The organism is Pseudomonas sp. NPDC089918 (genome assembly GCF_050280605.1).
Taxonomy (GTDB): domain Bacteria; phylum Pseudomonadota; class Gammaproteobacteria; order Pseudomonadales; family Pseudomonadaceae; genus Aquipseudomonas.
Map to the genome: position 1 here is coordinate 95,307 of NZ_JBNNVP010000014.1, position 19,392 is coordinate 114,698.

At 58.0% G+C, this 19,392-nt stretch carries 18 protein-coding genes; 8 read left to right on the top strand and 10 right to left on the bottom strand.

All coding sequences use genetic code 11. The features are described from left to right. Positions 1-84: 84 nt before the first annotated feature. From ACQKPC_RS12675 to ACQKPC_RS12700, 6 genes are all read left to right on the top strand, one after another. Positions 85-1,044, top strand: a complete 960-nt coding sequence (locus ACQKPC_RS12675; protein WP_427624887.1) for a LysR family transcriptional regulator — start codon at positions 85-87, stop codon at positions 1,042-1,044. Between the two features lie 99 nt (positions 1,045-1,143). After that, complete coding sequence (locus ACQKPC_RS12680; RefSeq protein WP_427624888.1) at positions 1,144-2,154, top strand: ornithine cyclodeaminase family protein; 1,011 nt, start codon at positions 1,144-1,146, stop codon at positions 2,152-2,154. 27 nt (positions 2,155-2,181) lie between these two features. Next, positions 2,182-3,198, top strand: a complete 1,017-nt coding sequence (locus tag ACQKPC_RS12685) for a dihydrodipicolinate synthase family protein (protein WP_427624889.1) — start codon at positions 2,182-2,184, stop codon at positions 3,196-3,198. 16 nt (positions 3,199-3,214) lie between these two features. Beyond that, positions 3,215-4,684, top strand: coding sequence for an NAD-dependent succinate-semialdehyde dehydrogenase (locus ACQKPC_RS12690; RefSeq protein WP_427624943.1), 1,470 nt, complete (start codon positions 3,215-3,217; stop codon positions 4,682-4,684). A gap of 37 nt (positions 4,685-4,721) precedes the next feature. Beyond that, positions 4,722-4,955, top strand: coding sequence for a hypothetical protein (locus ACQKPC_RS12695; protein WP_427624890.1), 234 nt, complete (start codon positions 4,722-4,724; stop codon positions 4,953-4,955). Positions 4,956-5,046: 91 nt separating this feature from the next. Next, positions 5,047-6,180 (top strand): FAD-dependent oxidoreductase, encoded by a 1,134-nt coding sequence (locus ACQKPC_RS12700; RefSeq protein ID WP_427624891.1) that lies wholly within the window; start codon positions 5,047-5,049, stop codon positions 6,178-6,180. 328 nt (positions 6,181-6,508) lie between these two features. Here the strand turns inward: ACQKPC_RS12700 and ACQKPC_RS12705 are convergent, their stop codons facing one another. The 10 genes from ACQKPC_RS12705 to ACQKPC_RS12750 all read right to left on the bottom strand — a co-directional run bounded on the left by ACQKPC_RS12705 (position 6,509) and on the right by ACQKPC_RS12750 (position 16,293). After that, positions 6,509-7,243, bottom strand: coding sequence for an EthD domain-containing protein (locus ACQKPC_RS12705; protein WP_427624892.1), 735 nt, complete (start codon positions 7,241-7,243; stop codon positions 6,509-6,511). A 400-nt stretch (positions 7,244-7,643) separates the two neighbouring features. Further along, positions 7,644-8,912: an OprD family porin gene (locus tag ACQKPC_RS12710; protein WP_427624893.1), complete on the bottom strand. Its 1,269-nt coding sequence runs from the start codon at positions 8,910-8,912 to the stop codon at positions 7,644-7,646. Positions 8,913-9,007: 95 nt separating this feature from the next. Next, positions 9,008-9,919: an aldose 1-epimerase gene (locus ACQKPC_RS12715; RefSeq protein ID WP_427624894.1), complete on the bottom strand. Its 912-nt coding sequence runs from the start codon at positions 9,917-9,919 to the stop codon at positions 9,008-9,010. Between the two features lie 14 nt (positions 9,920-9,933). Then, a complete protein-coding gene (locus ACQKPC_RS12720; RefSeq protein WP_427624895.1) occupies positions 9,934-11,025 on the bottom strand; it encodes a mandelate racemase/muconate lactonizing enzyme family protein in 1,092 nt (363 codons plus the stop codon). Then, a complete protein-coding gene (locus tag ACQKPC_RS12725) occupies positions 11,022-11,831 on the bottom strand; it encodes an NAD-dependent epimerase/dehydratase family protein (protein ID WP_427624896.1) in 810 nt (269 codons plus the stop codon). The genes ACQKPC_RS12720 and ACQKPC_RS12725 overlap by 4 nt, the downstream gene beginning before the upstream one ends. Before the next feature lie 42 nt (positions 11,832-11,873). After that, positions 11,874-13,160, bottom strand: coding sequence for an MFS transporter (locus tag ACQKPC_RS12730; protein ID WP_427624897.1), 1,287 nt, complete (start codon positions 13,158-13,160; stop codon positions 11,874-11,876). A 150-nt stretch (positions 13,161-13,310) separates the two neighbouring features. Further along, a complete protein-coding gene (locus ACQKPC_RS12735) occupies positions 13,311-13,604 on the bottom strand; it encodes a Dabb family protein (protein ID WP_427624899.1) in 294 nt (97 codons plus the stop codon). 12 nt (positions 13,605-13,616) lie between these two features. Beyond that, positions 13,617-15,023, bottom strand: a complete 1,407-nt coding sequence (locus tag ACQKPC_RS12740; protein WP_427624900.1) for an aldehyde dehydrogenase (NADP(+)) — start codon at positions 15,021-15,023, stop codon at positions 13,617-13,619. Beyond that, entirely contained in the window at positions 15,020-15,481 is a 462-nt protein-coding gene (locus ACQKPC_RS12745; protein WP_427624902.1) for a nuclear transport factor 2 family protein, read from the bottom strand. Before ACQKPC_RS12745 ends, ACQKPC_RS12740 begins: the two co-directional genes overlap by 4 nt. Beyond that, positions 15,481-16,293 (bottom strand): ribonuclease activity regulator RraA, encoded by an 813-nt coding sequence (locus ACQKPC_RS12750; RefSeq protein WP_427624904.1) that lies wholly within the window; start codon positions 16,291-16,293, stop codon positions 15,481-15,483. Before ACQKPC_RS12750 ends, ACQKPC_RS12745 begins: the two co-directional genes overlap by 1 nt. 185 nt (positions 16,294-16,478) lie before the next feature. On the opposite strand from ACQKPC_RS12750, the gene ACQKPC_RS12755 reads away from it, so the two are divergent. Both ACQKPC_RS12755 and ACQKPC_RS12760 read left to right on the top strand, forming a co-directional pair. Further along, positions 16,479-18,089 carry an IclR family transcriptional regulator domain-containing protein gene (locus ACQKPC_RS12755; protein ID WP_427624905.1) on the top strand — a complete coding sequence of 537 codons (1,611 nt, stop codon included), beginning with the start codon at positions 16,479-16,481 and terminating at the stop codon, positions 18,087-18,089. Between the two features lie 49 nt (positions 18,090-18,138). Continuing rightward, positions 18,139-19,128 carry an alpha/beta hydrolase gene (locus ACQKPC_RS12760; protein ID WP_427624906.1) on the top strand — a complete coding sequence of 330 codons (990 nt, stop codon included), beginning with the start codon at positions 18,139-18,141 and terminating at the stop codon, positions 19,126-19,128. Positions 19,129-19,392 lie beyond the last annotated feature (264 nt).

Below are 19,392 nucleotides of genomic sequence, written 5' to 3' on the forward strand. Positions count from 1 at the left end.
ATGGTGGTTGCTTTCGACAATGCTTTATCCAGGTATGGGTGTGATTGACATCTGGATCTCGAGACGAACCGGGGAGCGGATGACATGCACAACGATAAGAACCTTCAGGGTGCCCATGTGCTTGACCCCACAGCGCAGCCTGCGGCCGCAGCTTTGACGATGGTCGATCCTCGATGGATATTGTTCGTACGGGTCGCGGCGGCTGGAAGTCTCAGTAAAGCGGCTGTTTTACTTGATATGCCTCAGTCCATGGTGAGTCGAAATATTGCTCAGCTCGAATCGCAATGTGGCGAGCGGCTGTTTCATCGTACCGGACGCGGGGTGGTCCTGACTGAGTTTGGGGAGCAGTTGTTGCCTTGCGTATCGAGTCTTCTCGCGGACGCTGAAGGCCTTGCCGATGACATTCGTACCCGGCGTGGAAAACCGATGGGGGAGGTGGTCGTAGGGATGCTGCCTTCTGCGGTACGTCGGTTTGCCGGTACGCTTTTTTCTGCGGTGCAAGCACAGATGCCGGGCGTGAGATTGCACCTGATCGAGGGCGCGAGTGCTCAACTCGAAGAGCAGTTGCATGATGGTCGTCTCGATATGGCGTTGGTACTGCGCGAGAGTGAAGCAAGCATCGGTGAGGCGTATTTACTGGCCAGGCTGCCGCTGCATTTGGTAGGGCCCGCCACCGATCCAGTCTTCGATAATCGAGATATCGCATTAAAGCAGTTATCCGAATTGCCACTGGTGGTGCCGGGGCGTCCCCATCTGCTGAGAGCCAGGCTCGATCATCTGGCGATCGAGCATTCCATAGAGTTGTGCGTCGTCGTAGAAGCCGACTCCGTCCAGCTCCAGTACGAAGTCGTCGCGGCAGGCGGAGGCTATGCGATTGCCTCTGTGCTGTCGGGCTCGCTGGATCAACGACTGATGTCATCGCGCATCGTCGAGCCCGTTCTTGAGCGCTTTGTCGTGCTTGTCGACTCTCCCCGCCGTCCTGTGACTCGTGCTTCCCGTGAAGTGCGACGGCTGATCTGCAATCTGGCCATGCCATCGATTTGAGCGATAGCTGCTTTCGATTCCGAGCAGTATCCGGCGTGGTGCGCGCCTCGTAGGGTGTCAGTCAATCAATGGCTGATACCCGATTGCGAGGTTAGCGATATGCATCACTCCCAAGTGCCCCAAGTAATTGCTCCGACGCTTTTTCTCAGCGACGCCGATGTTGCCTCGCTCGTCGACTGGAGCGCAGCCGTTGCCGCACTCGCGCAGGCTTATGCCTGTCCCACATCGGATGCCATGGTGCCGCCTCGTTCCATGGCACGGGGCGACGGTATCTGGCTGCGCAGTTTGACCGCTGTACCTCCCGCTGGCGGCCATATGGGATGCAAATTGATCGCGGCCTCCATGCGGGCTCGCTGTGCCAGCTATCTGATCGCATTGTTCAATCAGCAAACCATGGCGCTCAGTGCTCTGATCGACGGTAATCGGGTGACCGGTTTGCGCACCGCTGCAACCGCGGCGCTGGCGGTAGATCTACTAGCGCCTCAACGAGCGCTGCGGGTTGGCGTGATTGGTGCGGGGTTTGAAGCGCGTGGCGCGCTTGACTGCCTTAAATCCGTGCGGGAAGTGGCGCGTGTACGCGTGTTCAGTCCAACGCCCGCGAGCCGTGAGCGTTTTGCCGAAAGCTTCAGGCCTGGGCTGGATATCCAAGCGGTGAGCAGTGCGCAAGAGGCAGTGCAGGACTGCGATGTAGTGATTTGTGCCGCACGCAGTCGTGACGAATCTCCCGTATTGCTGGGGGAATGGCTGCCCGCAGGCGTTACGGTCGTGTCATTGGGCTCCACCTTGCCTGAGCAACGGGAGGTTGACCCGGTCACGATGGATCGAGCCGTCTGCATTGTCGCTGATATGCCGCAGGAGGTGCTTCACGATACGGGTGACGCCATCGCTGCGATCAGTGCCGGCGTTTATGTCGCCGATAAATTAGTACCGCTGGCGGATCTGGTCGCGGGCCGTGTCACGCCGCGCCGAAACGAAAGCGACATTGTCCTCTACAAGTCGGTGGGTTCGGCTCTGCAGGATGTCGTCATCGCCCAAGCGCTGTACGAGCGCGCCAAACAGCAAGGCCTCGGTATAGAGCTGCCTGCCAGCATTGTCCCTGTTTCGAAATAAACCATTCACTGTCTGAAGGAAGTCGTCATGGCAACTTACAAGAAAGCTGATGCCCGTGCCTGGGCGCGAGAAAATCTGGTTGGCTGCTCGGCCGTCACCATTCCCAGCTTCAGCGCCGATCTGAAGCGTCTCAATGAGCGTGGCATTCGCCATGACATCGAACATACAGTCGGACTCGGTTACAGCAGCACACTGCTGTGCAGCGAGCTTTCGATCACGCCACAGGAGAATGCACAGTTCACCGCCTGGGCCCGTGAGTCGGGAAAGGACTTGATCCTGTTCTTCCATGCGGCTTTTGGCACGCTGGCTGAGAATATCGAGGCTGTAAAACTCGCCGAGAAAGCCGGTGTGGACATCGTTCTGCTCTCCTATCCACCGCAGTTCTGGCCGACCTGCGAGCAGGAAATCTACGACTACACCAAGTCATTCTGCGACGCGACGGACCTGGCGGTCATGTTGTTCCCGATTCCACTCTGGGGCTTTGAACGCGTGCATCCGGCGGGCATGTCGCTGGAGTTGGTTCGTCGTCTGTTGGCCGATTGTCCGAATATCGCAGCCATCAAATCCGAGCAGGGGTTCCCGCTGCCGGCAGGCATCTGCGAGATGTATTACCACTTCCGTGACCAGGTCGTGATCAGTTGCCCGATCGAAGGTGATGCAATCCCCTTGATGAGCTTGATGAAGCTGCAGTTTTCCGGCACCAGCAACACCGCCTGGATGAGTGATTACTACCCGAAAGCTTTCGAACTGGCACGCACGGGCCGGTTCGAGGAGGCAATGGAACTGTATTGGAGGGTCAATCCGGCACGCAGCGCCAACGGCGCAGCCGCTCAGACGTATGCGGGCGGTACCGGGGTGCTCAATCGCACGATGTGGAAGTACCAGGATTGGCTGGCCGGATTCAACGGAGGCCCACTGCGTGCCCCTGCGATGCGCGTGCCGGATCGCCTCATGAAGTCTCTGCGTCAAGGGCTGGTTGCGGCGGGTCTGCCGGTGACCTCGGATCCTGATAGCGCCTTCATGATTGGGCGTCACCCTTGCTGATTACGAGGATTGCAAAGTGAAGCATTTACTAAAAGATCCCACGCTGTGGCGTACCGGAGCCTACATCGGTGGAGATTGGCTGAGCGAGACGCCGCACGGTCAGTACACGCTGCGTAATCCGGTGGATCAAGCGGTGCTCATCGAGCTGCCGCGGTGCCGCACGCCCGAAGTACGCCGTGCGATTGATGCAGCGCATGAGGCCTTTGGTCCATGGCGACGCTTGACGGCTAAACGCCGTGGCGAGGTGTTGCGCCGTTGGTATGAGTTGATGGTTGAACATCGCGAGGATATTGCCACGCTGATTACCTTGGAGGAGGGTAAACCACTGGACGAGGCGCGTGGTGAAGTCGATTACGCCGCCTCCTTCGTGCGATGGTTTTCGGAAGAGGCCACGCGGGTGCGCGGTGATCTGATCCCCGGTGTGAAAGATACCCAGCGTATCGTTGCATTGCGCGAACCCATTGGAGTTTGCGCCGCAATAACACCGTGGAACTTCCCGGCCGCCATGATCACCCGCAAGGCGGCTCCGGCGCTCGCGGCGGGCTGCACGATGGTGGTGAAACCGGCAAGCCAGACACCGATGACAGCGCTCGCGCTCGCCGAACTCGCCCAGCGCGCCGGAGTACCAGCCGGTGTCTTCAGCGTGATCACAGGTAATGACACCCGAGACATCGCGGGTGAACTGACGGCCAACCCGTTGGTGCGCAAGCTCACGTTTACCGGTTCTACTGAAGTGGGTCGGCTGTTGTTGGCGCAAGCGGCGCAAACCGTCAAGAAATGCTCGATGGAGTTGGGCGGCAATGCTCCCTTCATTGTTTTTGATGATGCTGATCTTGATGCTGCCGCCGACGGGGTGATGTTGGCCAAGTTTCGCAACAGCGGCCAGTCATGTATCGGCGCGAATCGGGTGTTGGTGCAGTCTGCGGTTTATGACGCACTGGCCGAGCGCATTGTCGAGCGCGTGGCACGGCTTAAAGTGGGGAACGGTCTGGAACCCGGTGTACAGGTGGGGCCGTTGATAGATGAAGCCGCGGTGCAGAAATCTCAAGCGTTTGTAGATGATGCGCTGGCGCAAGGTGCCCGGCTGTTGTCCGGCGGTTCCCGTCATGCAATGGGTGGGGGCTTCTTCCAGCCCACGGTGCTTGTGGATGTGACGCATGGGATGAGGATTGCGCAGGAGGAAATCTTCGGCCCGGTCATGCCACTGCTGCGTTTCGAGACGGATGATGAAGCGATCACGATGGCCAACGACAGCGAGTATGGCCTTGCCGCCTACCTGTACAGCCGTGATGCGGCGCGCATCTGGCGTAACGCTGCGCGCATTGAATCAGGCATGGTCGGGATCAACTGCGGTTTGATATCGAATGAAGTCGCACCCTTCGGCGGGGTGAAGCAGAGCGGTCTTGGGCGAGAGGGATCTCACCTTGGGATCGACGAATTCCTTGAGGTGAAATACCTCTGCTGGGATGGCCTGGAAAGCGTCTGAAATGAAGTAGCCAGGGGGGCGATGGATTGCGGTTTACATGAGCCGTATTTCATCGGCCTCCTATATTTATATGCGCGAGGCGAGCGTCTTCGCGCTGGCTGACAAAGCCTGGTTCTGCCGCAAAGGCAGGCAGCCCGAGCAATCGGACAGGCTTACCCACCGACACTCATCATCTCCAGCGATACCTCGGATTGTGGAAAGCGATTTCAGCGCTGATATCCAATTCGATAGTCTCGTTGTTGATCCGGCATTGTCAGTCGGAATTTCATGAGTCTGCGGCATTGAGTCGATAGCGCTGCAGAGCTCGTCGGTGCGCAATGCAATGTCAGCCCGATTGAAATAAGAATAATTAGGAGAGTGTGATGATTGCAGCAGTCAATAAGGTCCTGGTTATCGGAGGCGGATTTTCCGGTATGACAGCGGCTATCCAGCTTGCTCGTCAGGGAGTGGAAGTAGATCTGATTGAAATAGATCCTTTGTGGTGCCCTCTGGGGGCTGGGATCACGCTTAGCGGTCCCACGTTAAGAGCGCTTGATACCGTTGGAATCCTTGAACGGGTGGCCGAGGAAGGGTATCTGTCCACCGATTTCGATGTGTTCTCACCAGCAGGCGACCTGATCGTGCAATTGGCGCTCCGACCTCCAGTCAGCCATAAACAGATTCCCTGTGGTGGCGGTATCCTGCGTCCAGTGTTGGCACGAATTTTTGCCGAGAAGACGCGGGAAGTGGGCACTAACGTGCGCCTCGGTATTACGTTTGACAGCATCATCGAGCATGCGGATGGCGTTGAAGTGTCTTTCACCGACGGAACCTCCGGGCGCTATGACTTGGTCATTGCCGCCGATGGTGTGCATTCGAGGATGCGAAAGGATTTGTTTTCAGAAGCACCATCGCCAAAACCCATTCACCAGAGTGTCTGGCGTGCGGTGCTGAAGCGTCCGCAGGAAATCGTACGTCCCAGTCATTGGCTGGGACGCACCAAGGTTGGCGTCAATCCGATTTCCGCAACGCATATGTATATGTTCCTGATGGAAAACCGCGAGTTTTCCGAGTGGATTGATCCGGCCAATTGGGCAAGCGAAATGGCACGTCTTCTGGGTGAGTTCCCAGCCCCGATCCTGCAAACGCTTGTGCCGCAACTGTACGAGCCGGGCGCCAATATCGACTATCGCCCGCTGGCCAATCTGTTGGTGCCGTTGCCATGGCATAAAGGCCGCATTGTGATGATTGGGGATACGGTGCATGCCACCACGCCACATCTGGCTTCCGGGGCTGGAATTGGAATTGAGAGCGCCATCGTACTCGCCGAAGAACTGTTCGCTGATAGCAACCTACAGGTTGCCCTGAGCCGGTTCGAAGCGCGGCGTTGGGAGCGTTGCCAACTGGTGGTCGAGAACTCTGCACGTCTGTGCGAAATAGAAAAAAGTGGCGGTGACAAGGAAGAGCATGCTCAGATCATGCGAGAGTCCACTGCTACGTTGGCTGAGCCTATCTGAGTGATCTAGACCCTTCGGCTGGATGGGGAGGCTAGCGATGCACCCTGAACAAGAAGGTGTAAAAAGCGACCTTGAATCGCTTCAGCATCCAGTTCGAAGATTGGTCGTGGTCGGTTTAACAGATGTCCTGCTTACCGTAAATCCGGGATGCCCTTCCGGAATCAAGTCCACGCCTGCTGCATAATAAACGTCCTTGAGTTTCAATGAGTAACTGCCCTACATCCGGTGCCCGGTACCCATGTCTATAATGCGAGCCACCGAACGCAAACGCACTTGGGGAGAACCACCATCGAAGTGATGTAGGACAGTCGCCCCATTTATTAAGTTTTTACTGGCACAGATCTAGAATTACAACCTCTTTGACATATACGAAAAAAGATTCTGATGATAGCGCGACCCCTTCGTCAGAAAGTTGTTGGAACAGCGATCTCTGATACTGACGAAAGATCAAAAGATCTGCTTCATTTTCGAACCACATACTAGAAACGCCTTCGTATACCGCTATGTTTGGCCCGAAATAGGATGTCACTCTGTCACCTTCGGGGAGATATCTGGAACGAACATGCCTACGTAGCGCATTTTGGAAATTTGGGTTTTTACTGGCGATAGCATCGTGGGCTAAATCCCATGCTGTGAAAAAGGTATCAAGGTTCACAGTTGGGTTCTTTTTTATGAAGATGATCGCCTTCCATTTGAGGGGGGCTGCACCTCCATCGGATGTCTCTACGTCATCCATCAACTGAGCTGCCTGGTTAGACAGGTCAGCGAAATTTTTTGCATCAGGTCCGGTGGTTTGTTGGGTATATGGATCGCTGAAGGTGTGAATTAAATCTGACATATCGTCAAAAAATAATTCCGTGATCGAGTCTCTGTGAAATGTTTGTGTGTAAGAGATGTCGGAGTCAACTCCGAAAGCAGAGTCGATGACATGATTTTGTACGTATCGTTTGACACCTAAAGGTTTAGCTTGAGCGATTTTTCCATGCTGGTGCTCTATATATTTCAAAAACTCAGCATGAGTCATTCCGGGTTTTCGGCGTACAGCGGCTAGAATTTTAATCATGAGGACTCTCGCGTCTGGTAGGGTTTGATTAAATTGATTTTATCTTTCTAAACATCGGATACGGTTGTTTGATAGGTTATATTCACCGTAATACTTTTTTAGAAATAAAAGATAAGACCAAACTTGCCCTCCAAACCAATCAGTGTTTCTGCTGGCAGGTATCACATAAAAACATGCTTGACGAGTCCTGGCACGATCATCTACGCCATCACAGCAGAGTCACTCGCGCAGAGTTGAAAATCGAATCAGCTCGTTTCCCGCTTCAGGCATTAAAAAATGGACCTCTGAAAAGAGGTCCATTTTTTTGCGTCAAAGAAAATTCCAGGCCTGTATCTTCCCTGGCATCGACTGCCTCGCTTTTTCGTTAACCCGAAAGGTGCAAATCAGGGCGCATCCAGAATCAGAACAGCGCCAATGCATACGAAACGATAAAGCGATTTTCATCGCGACGACCTGTCGCATCACCGACCAGTTCGACGTTACGCAATCTGAAAGACAGGTCTTTGAAAGTGCCGCTCTGGATGGTGTAGGACAGGTCGATGTTGCGTTCCCACTCTTGGCCGTCTTGCCCGGCAACTTTGAAGTTATCGCCGTGGACATAACGTGCCATCGCCACCAGGCCGGGCAAGCCAACGCTTGCGAAGTCGAAGTCGTAACGTGCTTGCCACGAGCGTTCTTGCGCGCGATCGAAACGCAGCACCTGGACAGCGTTGGCCACGCCGGGTAGGTCGGTGTCATGAAGAAAGGGTAAGGCGCTATCGCCAGCGTTGTACTGCAAACCAAAGCGGAATGTTTGTGGGCCCAGATTGGCAGAAAGCATGGTCGAAGCCATGCGACTGTCGAGCTTGCCTGCGAGTTCTTCGCCGGTTTCGCTGGAGGCGAGGTAGTTCACCACGGCGCCGAGCTTCCAGGCGCCTACCGGTTGGTTGAGGGTGGTGGTGTAGAGCGTTTGACGATAAACGTCTTTCAGTTCGCCTTCCCACACGCCAACCGAGGCATTCGGAGTAACCCGCCAGGTTCCCCCAAGGTAGTTGAAGCGGTCGCTTTCTACCGACAGGTAGTTACCGGTCTGCATTTTGCGGCTACCACTGAATTCACGATAGTTGACCGCGCGCATCTGGCCGAGATCGATATCGACCTTGTCGAACTCGCGAACGCTGAGCATGGCACCTTCAAAAAACTGTGGCAGCAGGCGCGCGTCACCGGCAGACACCAGCGGGATTTTCGGGAACAGGCCACCGACCTTCAGTTCGCTTTTCGATAATTTCATTTTCAGCGCACCGGTCGCCTCGGAATACTCATTAACAGAGCGTGGATCGGCGTTGCGCGGGCCGCCTGCGCGATTGTAGGCGCCGGGGAGCAGGGCCGAGCCACTGCGGTCGGGCGAGGAGTCGAGCTTGATACCGAGACCGGCATACATGTCCAGACCCAATCCGACCGTGCCTTCGGTGTAACCCGATTCGGCCTTGAGGATGAAGCCTTGCGCCCACTCCTCGATCTTCGATTGAGCCGGAGCTTTTGAATCCCGAAGGTCATGGTTGTAGTAAAAATTGCGCATCAGCACTGAGGCTTTGCTGTCGCTGACGAAATCGGCGTGGGCTGCCAATGGCATGGCGCAGAGTGTCATGCACAGGGTCATGGCGTGAGGTGATGAGGGTTTGATTTTCATTTTTTTGTTCTTTTTAGGGATGAGTGAGCTCACCACCCGAGATTCTCGGGCGGACAGGTAGGCATCAGTTAACGGATGAAGGTCAGGCTGGAAGGTTATCCGGGCCGTTGTAAGGGCTCGATCCATTCGAAACAGAGGTCGGCCGAGAGGCTTTCCCCTGGCGGCACGACTTGGGTGCCGCTCAGTTCTCCTAGCAGCGGTTGCAGGTTGAAACCATCCGCCAGGTGTGAAACCGGCTCGATGCACAGATAAGGCGAACCGGCCGGAGCGAACACCACCAGATGCGATAGTTCAGGGCTGGCCGTCAGGCGCAGGCGGCCCTGCGGATAGTCGAGATCGACCTTGCCGGTCCATTGCGACAGGTAGTGGGCACAGGTCTCGGATTGCCAGGCCTGACTGTCGAGTTGCATCGCCACGTTACCTTTGCGGTGCTGTCCGGTGCTCAAGTAGTCCGCTGTGATCTGCCATCGGCGGGTGCAACTCAAACTGGCTTGCAGTTGCGGGTGAGCGAGGAAATACGGGTGCAGGCCTAAACCGGCCGGCATCGGCGTTTCCCCTTTATTGAACAGTGCAAGCCGGATCCGCAAACGGCCACCGCTCAGTTCGAAATGCTGCTCGGCCCGGATCGGCCACGGCCAGTGTGGGCCGCTGTAATCCAGGCTCAGGCTGGCCTGGGTCGTCGACTGGCTATCGACTTGCCAGGCCAAGGTATGACTGATGCCATGCAACGTATGTGGCAAAGCCTGCGGATGGGCGGGTAGCGCATAGTCCCGCCCCTCGAAGCGCAACTGTGCATTAGCAATTCGATTGGAGTAGGGGATCAGCGGATAGGCGCCGCCCTTGGGCCAGTTCAGTGGGTCCAGAGACTGCGAGGCATCGATCGGCTGCAAAATATCCAGAGCGTGTTTGCGCACTTGCAGGCGACCGATTCGACCGCCGTGCTCGGGGAGCAATTGCAGGCTCAGTTCGGCGTTTTGCAGAGTCAGTTGCTGAAAACGGGTCGACATTGTCTGCTCCTGATTCAAGCGCGACGGTAGCGATCGAAGACGCTTTGATCCATCTGCTGGCCCAGGCCAGTGCCTTGCGGAATCTCGAGCAAATGGCCCTGGCGCATGCCTTCGATGTCGTACAACCAGGCGTCCGGTTCGACGAACAGGTACTCGATCTGTGCAACCTGTTCTTGAGCGACCGCCAGGTGCAAGGTGGCGAGGAAACCGGGGCCGAAGTAAGGACAGTGTGGCAAGACCGGGGTGTTGTACTGCCGTGCGAGTTCGGCAATGCGCAAACATTCACTGATGCCGCCGACTTTGGTCACGCTCGGCTGCACCGAGTCGACCGCCCCGGCTTTGAGCGCCTGTTCGAACTGGAAGGCGCTGCACCAGTTTTCACCGGCAGACAGCGAAACCCCTTGGCCGCGCAAGCTGTTCAAGGTCGCGAAATCCTCCGGCGGGAAGATCGGCTCTTCCAGCCAGGCCAGTTGCAGCTCAGCAAGCTTCGGCAACCAGGCTCGGGTATCGGCAATCGACCAGCTGCAGTTCACATCAGTGGACAGCGGTACGTCGTAGCCGATGGCCTGCCGACACTGGGCGATTTCGGCAAGGGTCACTTCATGCAGCTTGATGTCCTTGAAGCCCATGTCCAGTGCCTGGTTGCAGATGGCCGGAGCGACGTCGCCATCGGCGTAGCGCACCAGACTCGCGTAGGCCGGCACGTGGCTGCGAACCTTCTCGGTAAAGAGACGATGCAGCGGCACGCCACGACGCTGGGCTGCCAGATCCCAAAGCGCGATATCCACCCCGGAAATGGCGAACATGGTCACGCCGTAGCGACCGAACAGATGCAGCTGGCGTTGAGTCTTGAGGTTCCAGGCGCCAATGTCCTCGACCGTGCTGCCCTCCAGCACTGGTGCGATCAAGCGATCAATGGTGGCCTTGGTCGCATCTGCGGTGAAGTAACCGAACGCTTCACCCCAGCCCACATACCCCAGATCATCCTCGATGCGCACCAGCACATTTTCCAGCGTGTGCCAGGTGGTGGGCGTGATGCCTTGACCTTTACCGCCGTCGTGAAAAGGGATTTCGACAATGAAGGTATCAACCTTGCGAATAATCATGCGCACTCCAGGCAACTGGCCAGTGGGCTGACCGCATAGGCGCCACCGAGGAAGTCTCGGCCCGAGCTTTGCGCGCACATGGCGTCGTAGTCGAGGTAGCCGGGGGCGATGAAGTCCTTGGCATTGTCCAGCGGGCGATAGCCCAGCTCCCTGGCCCGGGTATTTTTGAAAAATGGCCGTGGGCTTTCGGAGACGCCGTACATCACCTCGTAGCGAATCTGTGGGTGTTCCATGCCGATACGTACCAACTGCGCCAGGTCGCGGGCACTGACCCAGAGGCGCAATCGACGGGCATCGCTGACCAGAGGGTCGGCATTACCGATGCGAATCGCGCAAATCGCCATGTCGTGGCGCTGGGCATAGGTCGCGCAGGACGCCTCGCCAAATACTTTGCTCAGCGCGTAGTAGCTGTCCGGTGCCATGGGCAAATCGTCGAACGACTCGGCGGCGTCAGTGCGATATTGCCCCAGCACGTGATGACTACTGGCGAAGATAAACCGCTTCACGCCTGACTTCTGCGCGGCCTCAAGCAATTGCAGGGTCGCGTTGTAGTTGGTCTTGAGGGTGCTCTCGAAATGGATATCGGTGCCGTGAGCGCAAGCCAGGTGCAGGACGCCGTCGACACCCTCAACCGCTTCGAGAATATCTGCGGTGCGGGTCAGGTCACCGCAAAAGGCGCTTTCGTTTTCCGCCAGGTCGGTGATCGGCAGGCGATCGAACAGGCGCAGGGCGTAGTGTTTGCGCAACAAGGGGCGCAGCGCCTTGCCGACAATGCCTGCGGCACCGGTAATCAGGATGGTTTGCATGTATCGTTCCTCAAATGTGTTTGCGCATTGCTCGGCGAAAGGTCAGGCCGGCGAAAGGGACGGGGTCAAGGATTTCGGCTGGCCGACGAAGATCGCCACAATCAGTGCTCCGAGAATGCCCAGGCCACCGGCCAGGGCGAAGCCACTGGCATAGGTACCGGAAGTCTGGATGATGATCCCGGTGGCGGTTGGCGCGACGATCCCTGACAGGTTGGCCAGGCCATGCATGAAGCCGCCGGCGGTACCGACTTGATGACCCGGCACGGCGTCCTGAATCAGCGACCAATAGGCGGGAGCGGTCAGCATCAGGAAGCCGATGGCGACGGTCATGACCACCACGCTTTGTGTCACGTCTTCGACCTGGCCGGTCAGTGCGATGCAGCACGCCGCTATCAGCAGGCAGGTCACCAGTACGACTTTGCGCGAGAACAACTGCTTGCCAGTGCGCTTGTAGATGTAGTCGATCAGCATGCCGCCACACAGGAAACCGACGGTCCCCACCAGCCAGGGCAGCGACGTGACGATGCTCATGGACTTCAGATCGATGCCTTTGGCGTCGATCAGATAGCTGGGGAACCAGGTCATAAAGAAGTACAGGATGTAGTTGTAGCAAAACAGTGACACGCCGGTAACCAGTACCGAGCGCTGCATAATGATCTCCAGCACCGGCGTACGTGGCGCTTCGGCGGCGGTCATGACCGGGACATCGCGTTCGGCGTTGATCAGGGCGATTTCATCGGCACTGACTTTCGGGTGCTCCTGAGGCGTTGAGGTCGCCATACGGAACCAGCAGACCGCCCAGATCAGACCCAACACGGCCATCACGATAAAGGCTGCGCGCCAGCCCAGCCAAAGAGCCAGGAAACCGACAATCGGCCCAGCCAGTGCACCGCCCAGAGGGCCACCCGCTTGATTGATACCGATCGCGCGCGCCCGCTCCTTGATCGGGAACCAGTTGTTCACGGTTTTGTTGGCCGTGGTGGATACCGGGCCTTCACCCACACCGAACAGTGCGCGAACAATCAGCAGCGACCAGAAGTTGAAGGCCAGTGCGGTCAAACCGCAGAGGATCGACCAGCCACTCATGGCGTAGGTGAGTACGCGTTTTGGGCCGTAGCGGTCGGCCAGATAACCGCCGACGAAGCAGAACAGCGCATAACCGATGAAGAAGCTACTGAAGATCATGCCCTTTTCAGAAGGCGTGAGGTGGTATTCCTGGGTGATGAAGGGCATGGCGATGGACAGGGCAGCACGGTCCACGTAGTTGATGATCATGGCGATGAACAGCATCGTCAGGATCGTCCAGCGGTAGTTCTTTTTCTTGTGCATGTTGAATCTCCGGCCGGCATCTGAAGCATGCCGATTATTGTTTTTGTAGTGTTCGTTCGATCAGCTAGACGGACGTTCTTTTTGAGAACGCCCGTTTGAATCAGCCTCCATTTCGGTGAAAGCCGATGAGGGCTTTGGCGACCGCTGATATCAGTCGCTGTAATCGATGGCAGCCCATTCAAAGTATTTTTTCAGCTCTGTCACCAACGCCATGTGGGCAGGGTGAGGCAGGTAACGCTGGACCGCTTCGGCGTCATCGAACGTGGCTTCGAGCAGGTAGTCCCAGCAGATCGGGCGGTCCAGTTCGTTGGCCGAAACTTTCCAGTCGCGGACAAAATCGATGTCCTTGGGCAGGTCGCGCATCCTCTGGATCAGATGCGCTTGCGGTTCGATGTTTTGCTCCATGCCGGGCAGGCGGCGGAACATCACAATGTGCTTCATCATTTTGCAGGCTCCTTATTCGTCAAGCAGCCAGGCCGGAGCGTCTTGCAACGCTACGGGGCGCAGGAAGCGTTCCAGTGCGGCATAACCCACCGAGGTGCTTTGCGGCTGGGTTGACGCCGGCCACGGTCCGCCGTGTTGCTGTGCAGCGGTAACGGCCACACCGGTCGGTACACCGCTGAACAACACCCGCCCGGCGATCTGGCGGGCGGCGCGGATCAGTGCACGGTTGTCCTCGCTGGCCTGCTCGAAACCCCACAGGGTCGCAGTCAGGCTGCCGCCGATGGCGTTCAGTACGTCAATGGCCTGCGCCACGGAGGTGACCTTCAACACAATCGCTGCCGGGCCGAAGACTTCCTCGCGCAAGTGCGCATCCTCGATAAAGGCCTGGGCATCGACGGCGAACAGCCTTGGCGCCGGACCGCCGGTATCGGCTTGTGGCTGCAATAGCGGGCGGGCCGTCGCAGCCTGTTCAAGGCGGGCGACACCGTCATCGAAGCCACGGCGCATGCTTGGCGTAAGCATTCGGTGAGTGCTCAAGGGTTGCAGGGCTGCGGCGAACAGCTCGGTAAAGCGCTCACTGGCCGGGTGCTCGAACAGCACAATTACACCAGGGCTGGTGCAGAACTGGCCGCAGCCCAGGGTGATGGATGCCGCTAGCGACTTCGCCAGATGTTCACCGTCGCGCTCGAGGATTTCCGGGAGCGCCAGCAGCGGGTTGATCGAGCCCAGTTCACCAAAGAACGGTATCGGACGTGATCGCTCGTTGGCGACTTTCCACAAGGCGGTGCCACCTTGATAGGAGCCGGTAAAGGCCACAGCGGCAATGTGCGGGTGTTGCACCAGATGCACTCCGGCCGCGCGGGATGCGCCTTCCACCAATCCCAGCAAACCAGTCGGCAAACCTAGTGCGGTGAGAACACCCAGCGCCACTTCGTATACGGCGCGGGACAGTTGCGGGTGGCCGGAGTGAGCTTTCACCACCACTGGGCAACCGGCGGCCAGGGCTGAAGCGGTGTCGCCGCCAAGCACGGAAAAAGCGAATGGAAAGTTGCTCGCGGAGAACATCGCCACCGGCCCCAACGCCTGCTGTACGCGTGTCAGATGTGGGCGACCGGTGGGTGGTGTACCGGCAATGGCCTGGTCGTCGACCACGGCGTAAGGCACACCGGCTTCGACCGCATTGGCAAAACCGCGCAGTTGGAAGGCCGTACGGGCCACTTCGCCGGTCAGGCGTACGACGCCCAGGCCGGTTTCTTCATCGGCGATGGCGATCAGTTTGAATTGATTCTGTTCCAGGGCGTCGGCCAGGCCATTGAGCAACTGTATGCGCAGGCCGGCTTTCGACTCGGCCCAGAAGGTTGCCGCGTCAGCCGCTGCCGCTACGGCTTGATCGATCAGAGTAATTTCAGGACTGCTCATGAGCGACTCCCTTGAGGTTCCAGGTGATAGCCACGGCCGCTGTAATCGAAGTCCACCAGTTCGTTGATGGTGACTTCTTTGTCGGCGGGGGATGCGTAATAGGCACGGATTTCCTTGATCAGGCCGGTTTGCTCGTCAAATACGTACCACTCATCACCACGCAAAGCGGTGCCGAGCTTGCCTTTCCAGTGGGTCCATTCGATCACCGCCTCCGGGCTGTCGGGGCTGATCAGGATTTTTTCGATGGTCCACTGCGAGCCCAGATTCTCCACGCACCAGACCCACTTGGCGGCGATGGTTTCGGCGCTGCGCCAAGGGATTTCCGGCAAGCCAGCGGGGAAGTAGTGCACAGCGTCCGGGGTGAAGCAGGCCACCAGTTCATCGTGGTCGGCGGCGTTGCAGGCGGCGAAGTAACGACGGATCAGGGCGGCGTATGGGTGTTCGGCGGGGGCTGACATCAGTTGCCCTCCTGCTGAGCGATGATGCTCGGGATAGGTTTGCGACCGTCAGCGATCCAGGCATGGTAAGCGGCGATGGCCTCCGGGCTTGGTGGATAAACACCCCACAAGGCTTCGCCAGAGGCGATGCGCATGGCCAGGTAGTTTTCCAGATCGTCCTGGACCGAGCAGTACTCGGCCAGTTCCTCAGCGAGGTGGGCGGGAACCACGGTGATGCCGTCAGCATCGCCGACAATGACATCGCCCGGGTACACGGCGACGCCTGCGCAGCCAATAGGCACCTGCAAGTCCGCGACGTGGTGGTAAGAGATACGGGTGGTGGCGGTGATTTCCCGGGCATAGGCGGGCAGCGGCAGGGCGGCGATTTCGCTGCCATCGCGCAGGGCTCCGTCGGTGATGATCGCTTTGGCGCCGCGAGCCAGCAGGCGGGTTACCAGAATGTTGCCGGCCGAGGCTGCGCGCGGATCATTTTGGCTGTCGATGACCAGTACATCCCCAGGCTGAATCTGCTCTACACCCTGCCATTGCAGGTTGTCGCCATTCGGCTTGGTGGTCATGGTGCCGTAGGTGTCGATGTCTTCCCGTGCCGGGATGAACCGCATGGTGTAGGCGCGCCCGGCGAAGGGTTTGATGTTTTTGCTCACGGCCCTCAGGCCGACCAGTGCTGGCTGACGGAAGCCGAGTTTGAACAGTTGGGTGGTCAGCGAGCCGCTGCTGCAACCAGCGAGCATGGTCAGCACGTCATCGCTGACCGTTACCTTGCGGTTCGCGGAATTGTCATACGCGTCAGCGTATTGGTGGATCTGCGTCATTCTTGTTCTCCTGGCTGAGTCATGCAGCTCAAATGCGGCGCGCATTTGGATGGTTATTCCCGCAATTTGGGACTTTGTTTCGGTGTTTGGTCTCAGGTTGGATTCGATGCTAAGACTTAATTGACTCGCGGAAAACGACGTTTATTCTGCGCAGACCGGTTTGTTCCAACGAGTGGGAATTTCTGATGACTACGTCCTCCGACGGCACTGGCGCCCTCGAAAAAGCCATGGATGTGCTTGAAGCCATTGGCTCAAAACCTGACGGCCTGTCCCAGGCCGATCTCGGCGCCCAACTGGGTCTGCCACGCACCACGCTGTACCGGATCATTGCCAGCTTGATCGAGCGCGGCATGATTCGCCGTGATCCGGTGCGTAAGGTTTATCGTTTGGGGTTCCGCTATTTGGAACTGGTGCGCAACGCCTACCTGATGCCGGATCTGGTGGCCGCCGCCAGTTTCGAGTTGCGCTCGCTACGCGACTTGACCGGTGAAACGTCCTATCTCGCGGTACTCGATGGCAATCAGGTGATGTCGCTGGAGCGTTGTGACGGGGCGCATACACAGCGCTCGGCCGCCGCATTGGGTCAGAGTAAGCCGGTCTATTGCACGGGGCAGGGCAAGGCGATATTGGCGGCTCTGGACGAAGTCAGCCGCGAAGAAATTCTCAAGGGGTTGACCCTCACCGCACTTACCCCGCTGACCATCATTGACCGGCGTCGCTTGCACACAGAACTGAAGATCACCCGGGCCCGCGGTTATGCCATCGACGATGAGGAAATAGTGCTGGGGGTACGCTGTGTCGCTGCCGCCATCCGTGACAACGCAGGCAAGGTTCGCGGTGCATTGAGTGTCGCTGGACCGGCTTACCGGCTGACCCTCGATCGCCTTGAATTGTTGGGCCCGGAACTGGCCGATGCGGCGCGGCGGGTGGGGGCGCAGTTGAGTGAGTCCAGCGTGCGCATCGCTGACAGTGAAGTCGAGTTGGTGGAGGGCGCCTGGTCATTCAATGGCGCTTTTCCCCGTTGGTGTGAAGCGAGCCAGGGACTTTATTGGGCGGACACCTTGGCCCCGGCAATTTGGGTGCTCGATGCGCAGGGTGAACGAATTTTTGCCCGACTCGACGCCCCGATCTGCGCCATGGAACTGCATCGCGATGGCTTGCTGATCGCCCATGCCAACGGTTGGTCGCTGCTCGACAAGCAAGGGCAAGAACATCCTTTGGTCAACTGGCCCGGCAAGCACCTGCTTGGTCTGGCCAGTCATCCCTCTGGCGCTCTTTGGGCTTGTCGAAGCAACGCTGGCGGCTGCACGCTCGGTGAGCTGGATACTCAAGGCGAATTGCGCTCGTCATGGCAATTTCAAGAGCGTATCAGCGCGTTTTGCTGGGATACCAAAGGCGAGTCGTTGTTTGCCGTGGGGCCGGACTCCGGCACCTTGTTTGTCATGCAGGCGGGTTCAAGCTCGGTGCGACGGTTCGCGTCTCTGCCCAAAGGCTCGGGACGCTTGAGCGGTTTGGCGCTGGATGATCAGGGAGGCGTGTGGACGACCTTGCGCGATGGTTGGAGCCTGGTGCGCTTCAGCGAAGACGGTGGGCTCGACCGGACGATCGGTTTACCGGTGCCAAGCCCCACAGATCTGGCTTTTGCCGGGCCGAACAAAGACATCTTGTACATCACCAGTTCACGTCACGACCTGACCATGGAAACCCTGGGCAACGCCCCTGCGTCTGGGCGTCTGTTTCGTGTTCGACCGGAACTGACCGGTTTGGTGGCCAGGCGCACTGAGTGGCGCAGTTGAAAGAACAGCCGAATACAATCCCTCACTCATTACACAGGCCATCCGTCCCATGAGCGTGTCTCAAAGCGAGCGTTATTCTCTTTCTCCCAAGATGCGGGAGTTTGTGCGCGTCAACCAAGGCTTTGCACCAGCCGACGCCAGCCTCAATGCCAGACGCGAAGCGTTTCTGCGAGTTTGTCGGCATTTCACCCCGGTCAAACCTCAGGGCCTGCAGATCACTGACACAGCGCTTGGCAATCTGCCGGTTCGTCTTTACAAACCTTCGGGCACTGTCCCAAAACAAGCCTGGCCGGTGCTGCTTTATTTGCATGGCGGCGGCTGGGATCTAGGCAACCTGGATACCCATGACTGGTTCGTTTATGCGCTGGCCAAACGGCTGAAGCTGGTTATTGTCGCGGTGGCTTATCGTTTGGCGCCCGAGCATCCCTATCCTGCGGCTCTGGACGACAGTCTGACGGTCTGGAATGCCTTGCGGGCGGGCGAGTTGGGGGGCGATTTGAGTCGCGAACAGCTTGTGGTCTGCGGCGACAGTGCCGGAGGTACGTTAGCAGCGGGACTGTGCATGACTTTACGTGACAAGGGCGAGCGGCAGCCTCTGGGGCAGGCCTTGGTTTATCCCGTATTGACTACCGAAACCTTCCAGCCTTCTGCGACCCTCTATGCCGACGCGCCGTTGTTGTCGACTACGGGGTTGGCAGGTTCGTTCGAGCGCTATCTCCCCACTGCTCAAATGCGTAGCGAGGCATCGGCGATGCCGTTGATGGCCAGCAACTTTAGAGGGCTCGCACCGGCTTTCATTGGTGTTGCCGAGTTCGACATTCTGCGTGACGAAGGTTACGCCTACAGAGACGCACTTCAGGCTGACCATGTTCCAGTCAGTCTTTACCAGGGGAGGGGGTTGCTGCACGGCAGTCTGCGTGCGCAGGGTGTCGAGCAAGTGGAGGCTTTTTACGACGCATTGGCGCAGGCAATTTCAACGTTTCTAGTGAAAGCACATTACTCCATTGAGGGTACGCCAAACTTTTTGGATCTCGGTTGAGATCAGCCCTGATCTCAAGAGGGGCAGTTCATAGCGACTCTCCAGACCACGAAAATGAATAAGGCGCCCGAAGGCGCGTGTAAGGGTTAAAGCGCAAATTGCGCGCGACGGGCTTTGCTTTCAACAGGTCGTCAATGTTCAGACCCTACTGCGCCGAAGTAGCCTTCGTCAGGGCAATACTTCGCGCCGCACTAGCACCGGCCCATGATGACAGCCACCGCCAGCATTCCCGCCCGTCATGAAGATGTACGCCGCCCCCCGGAT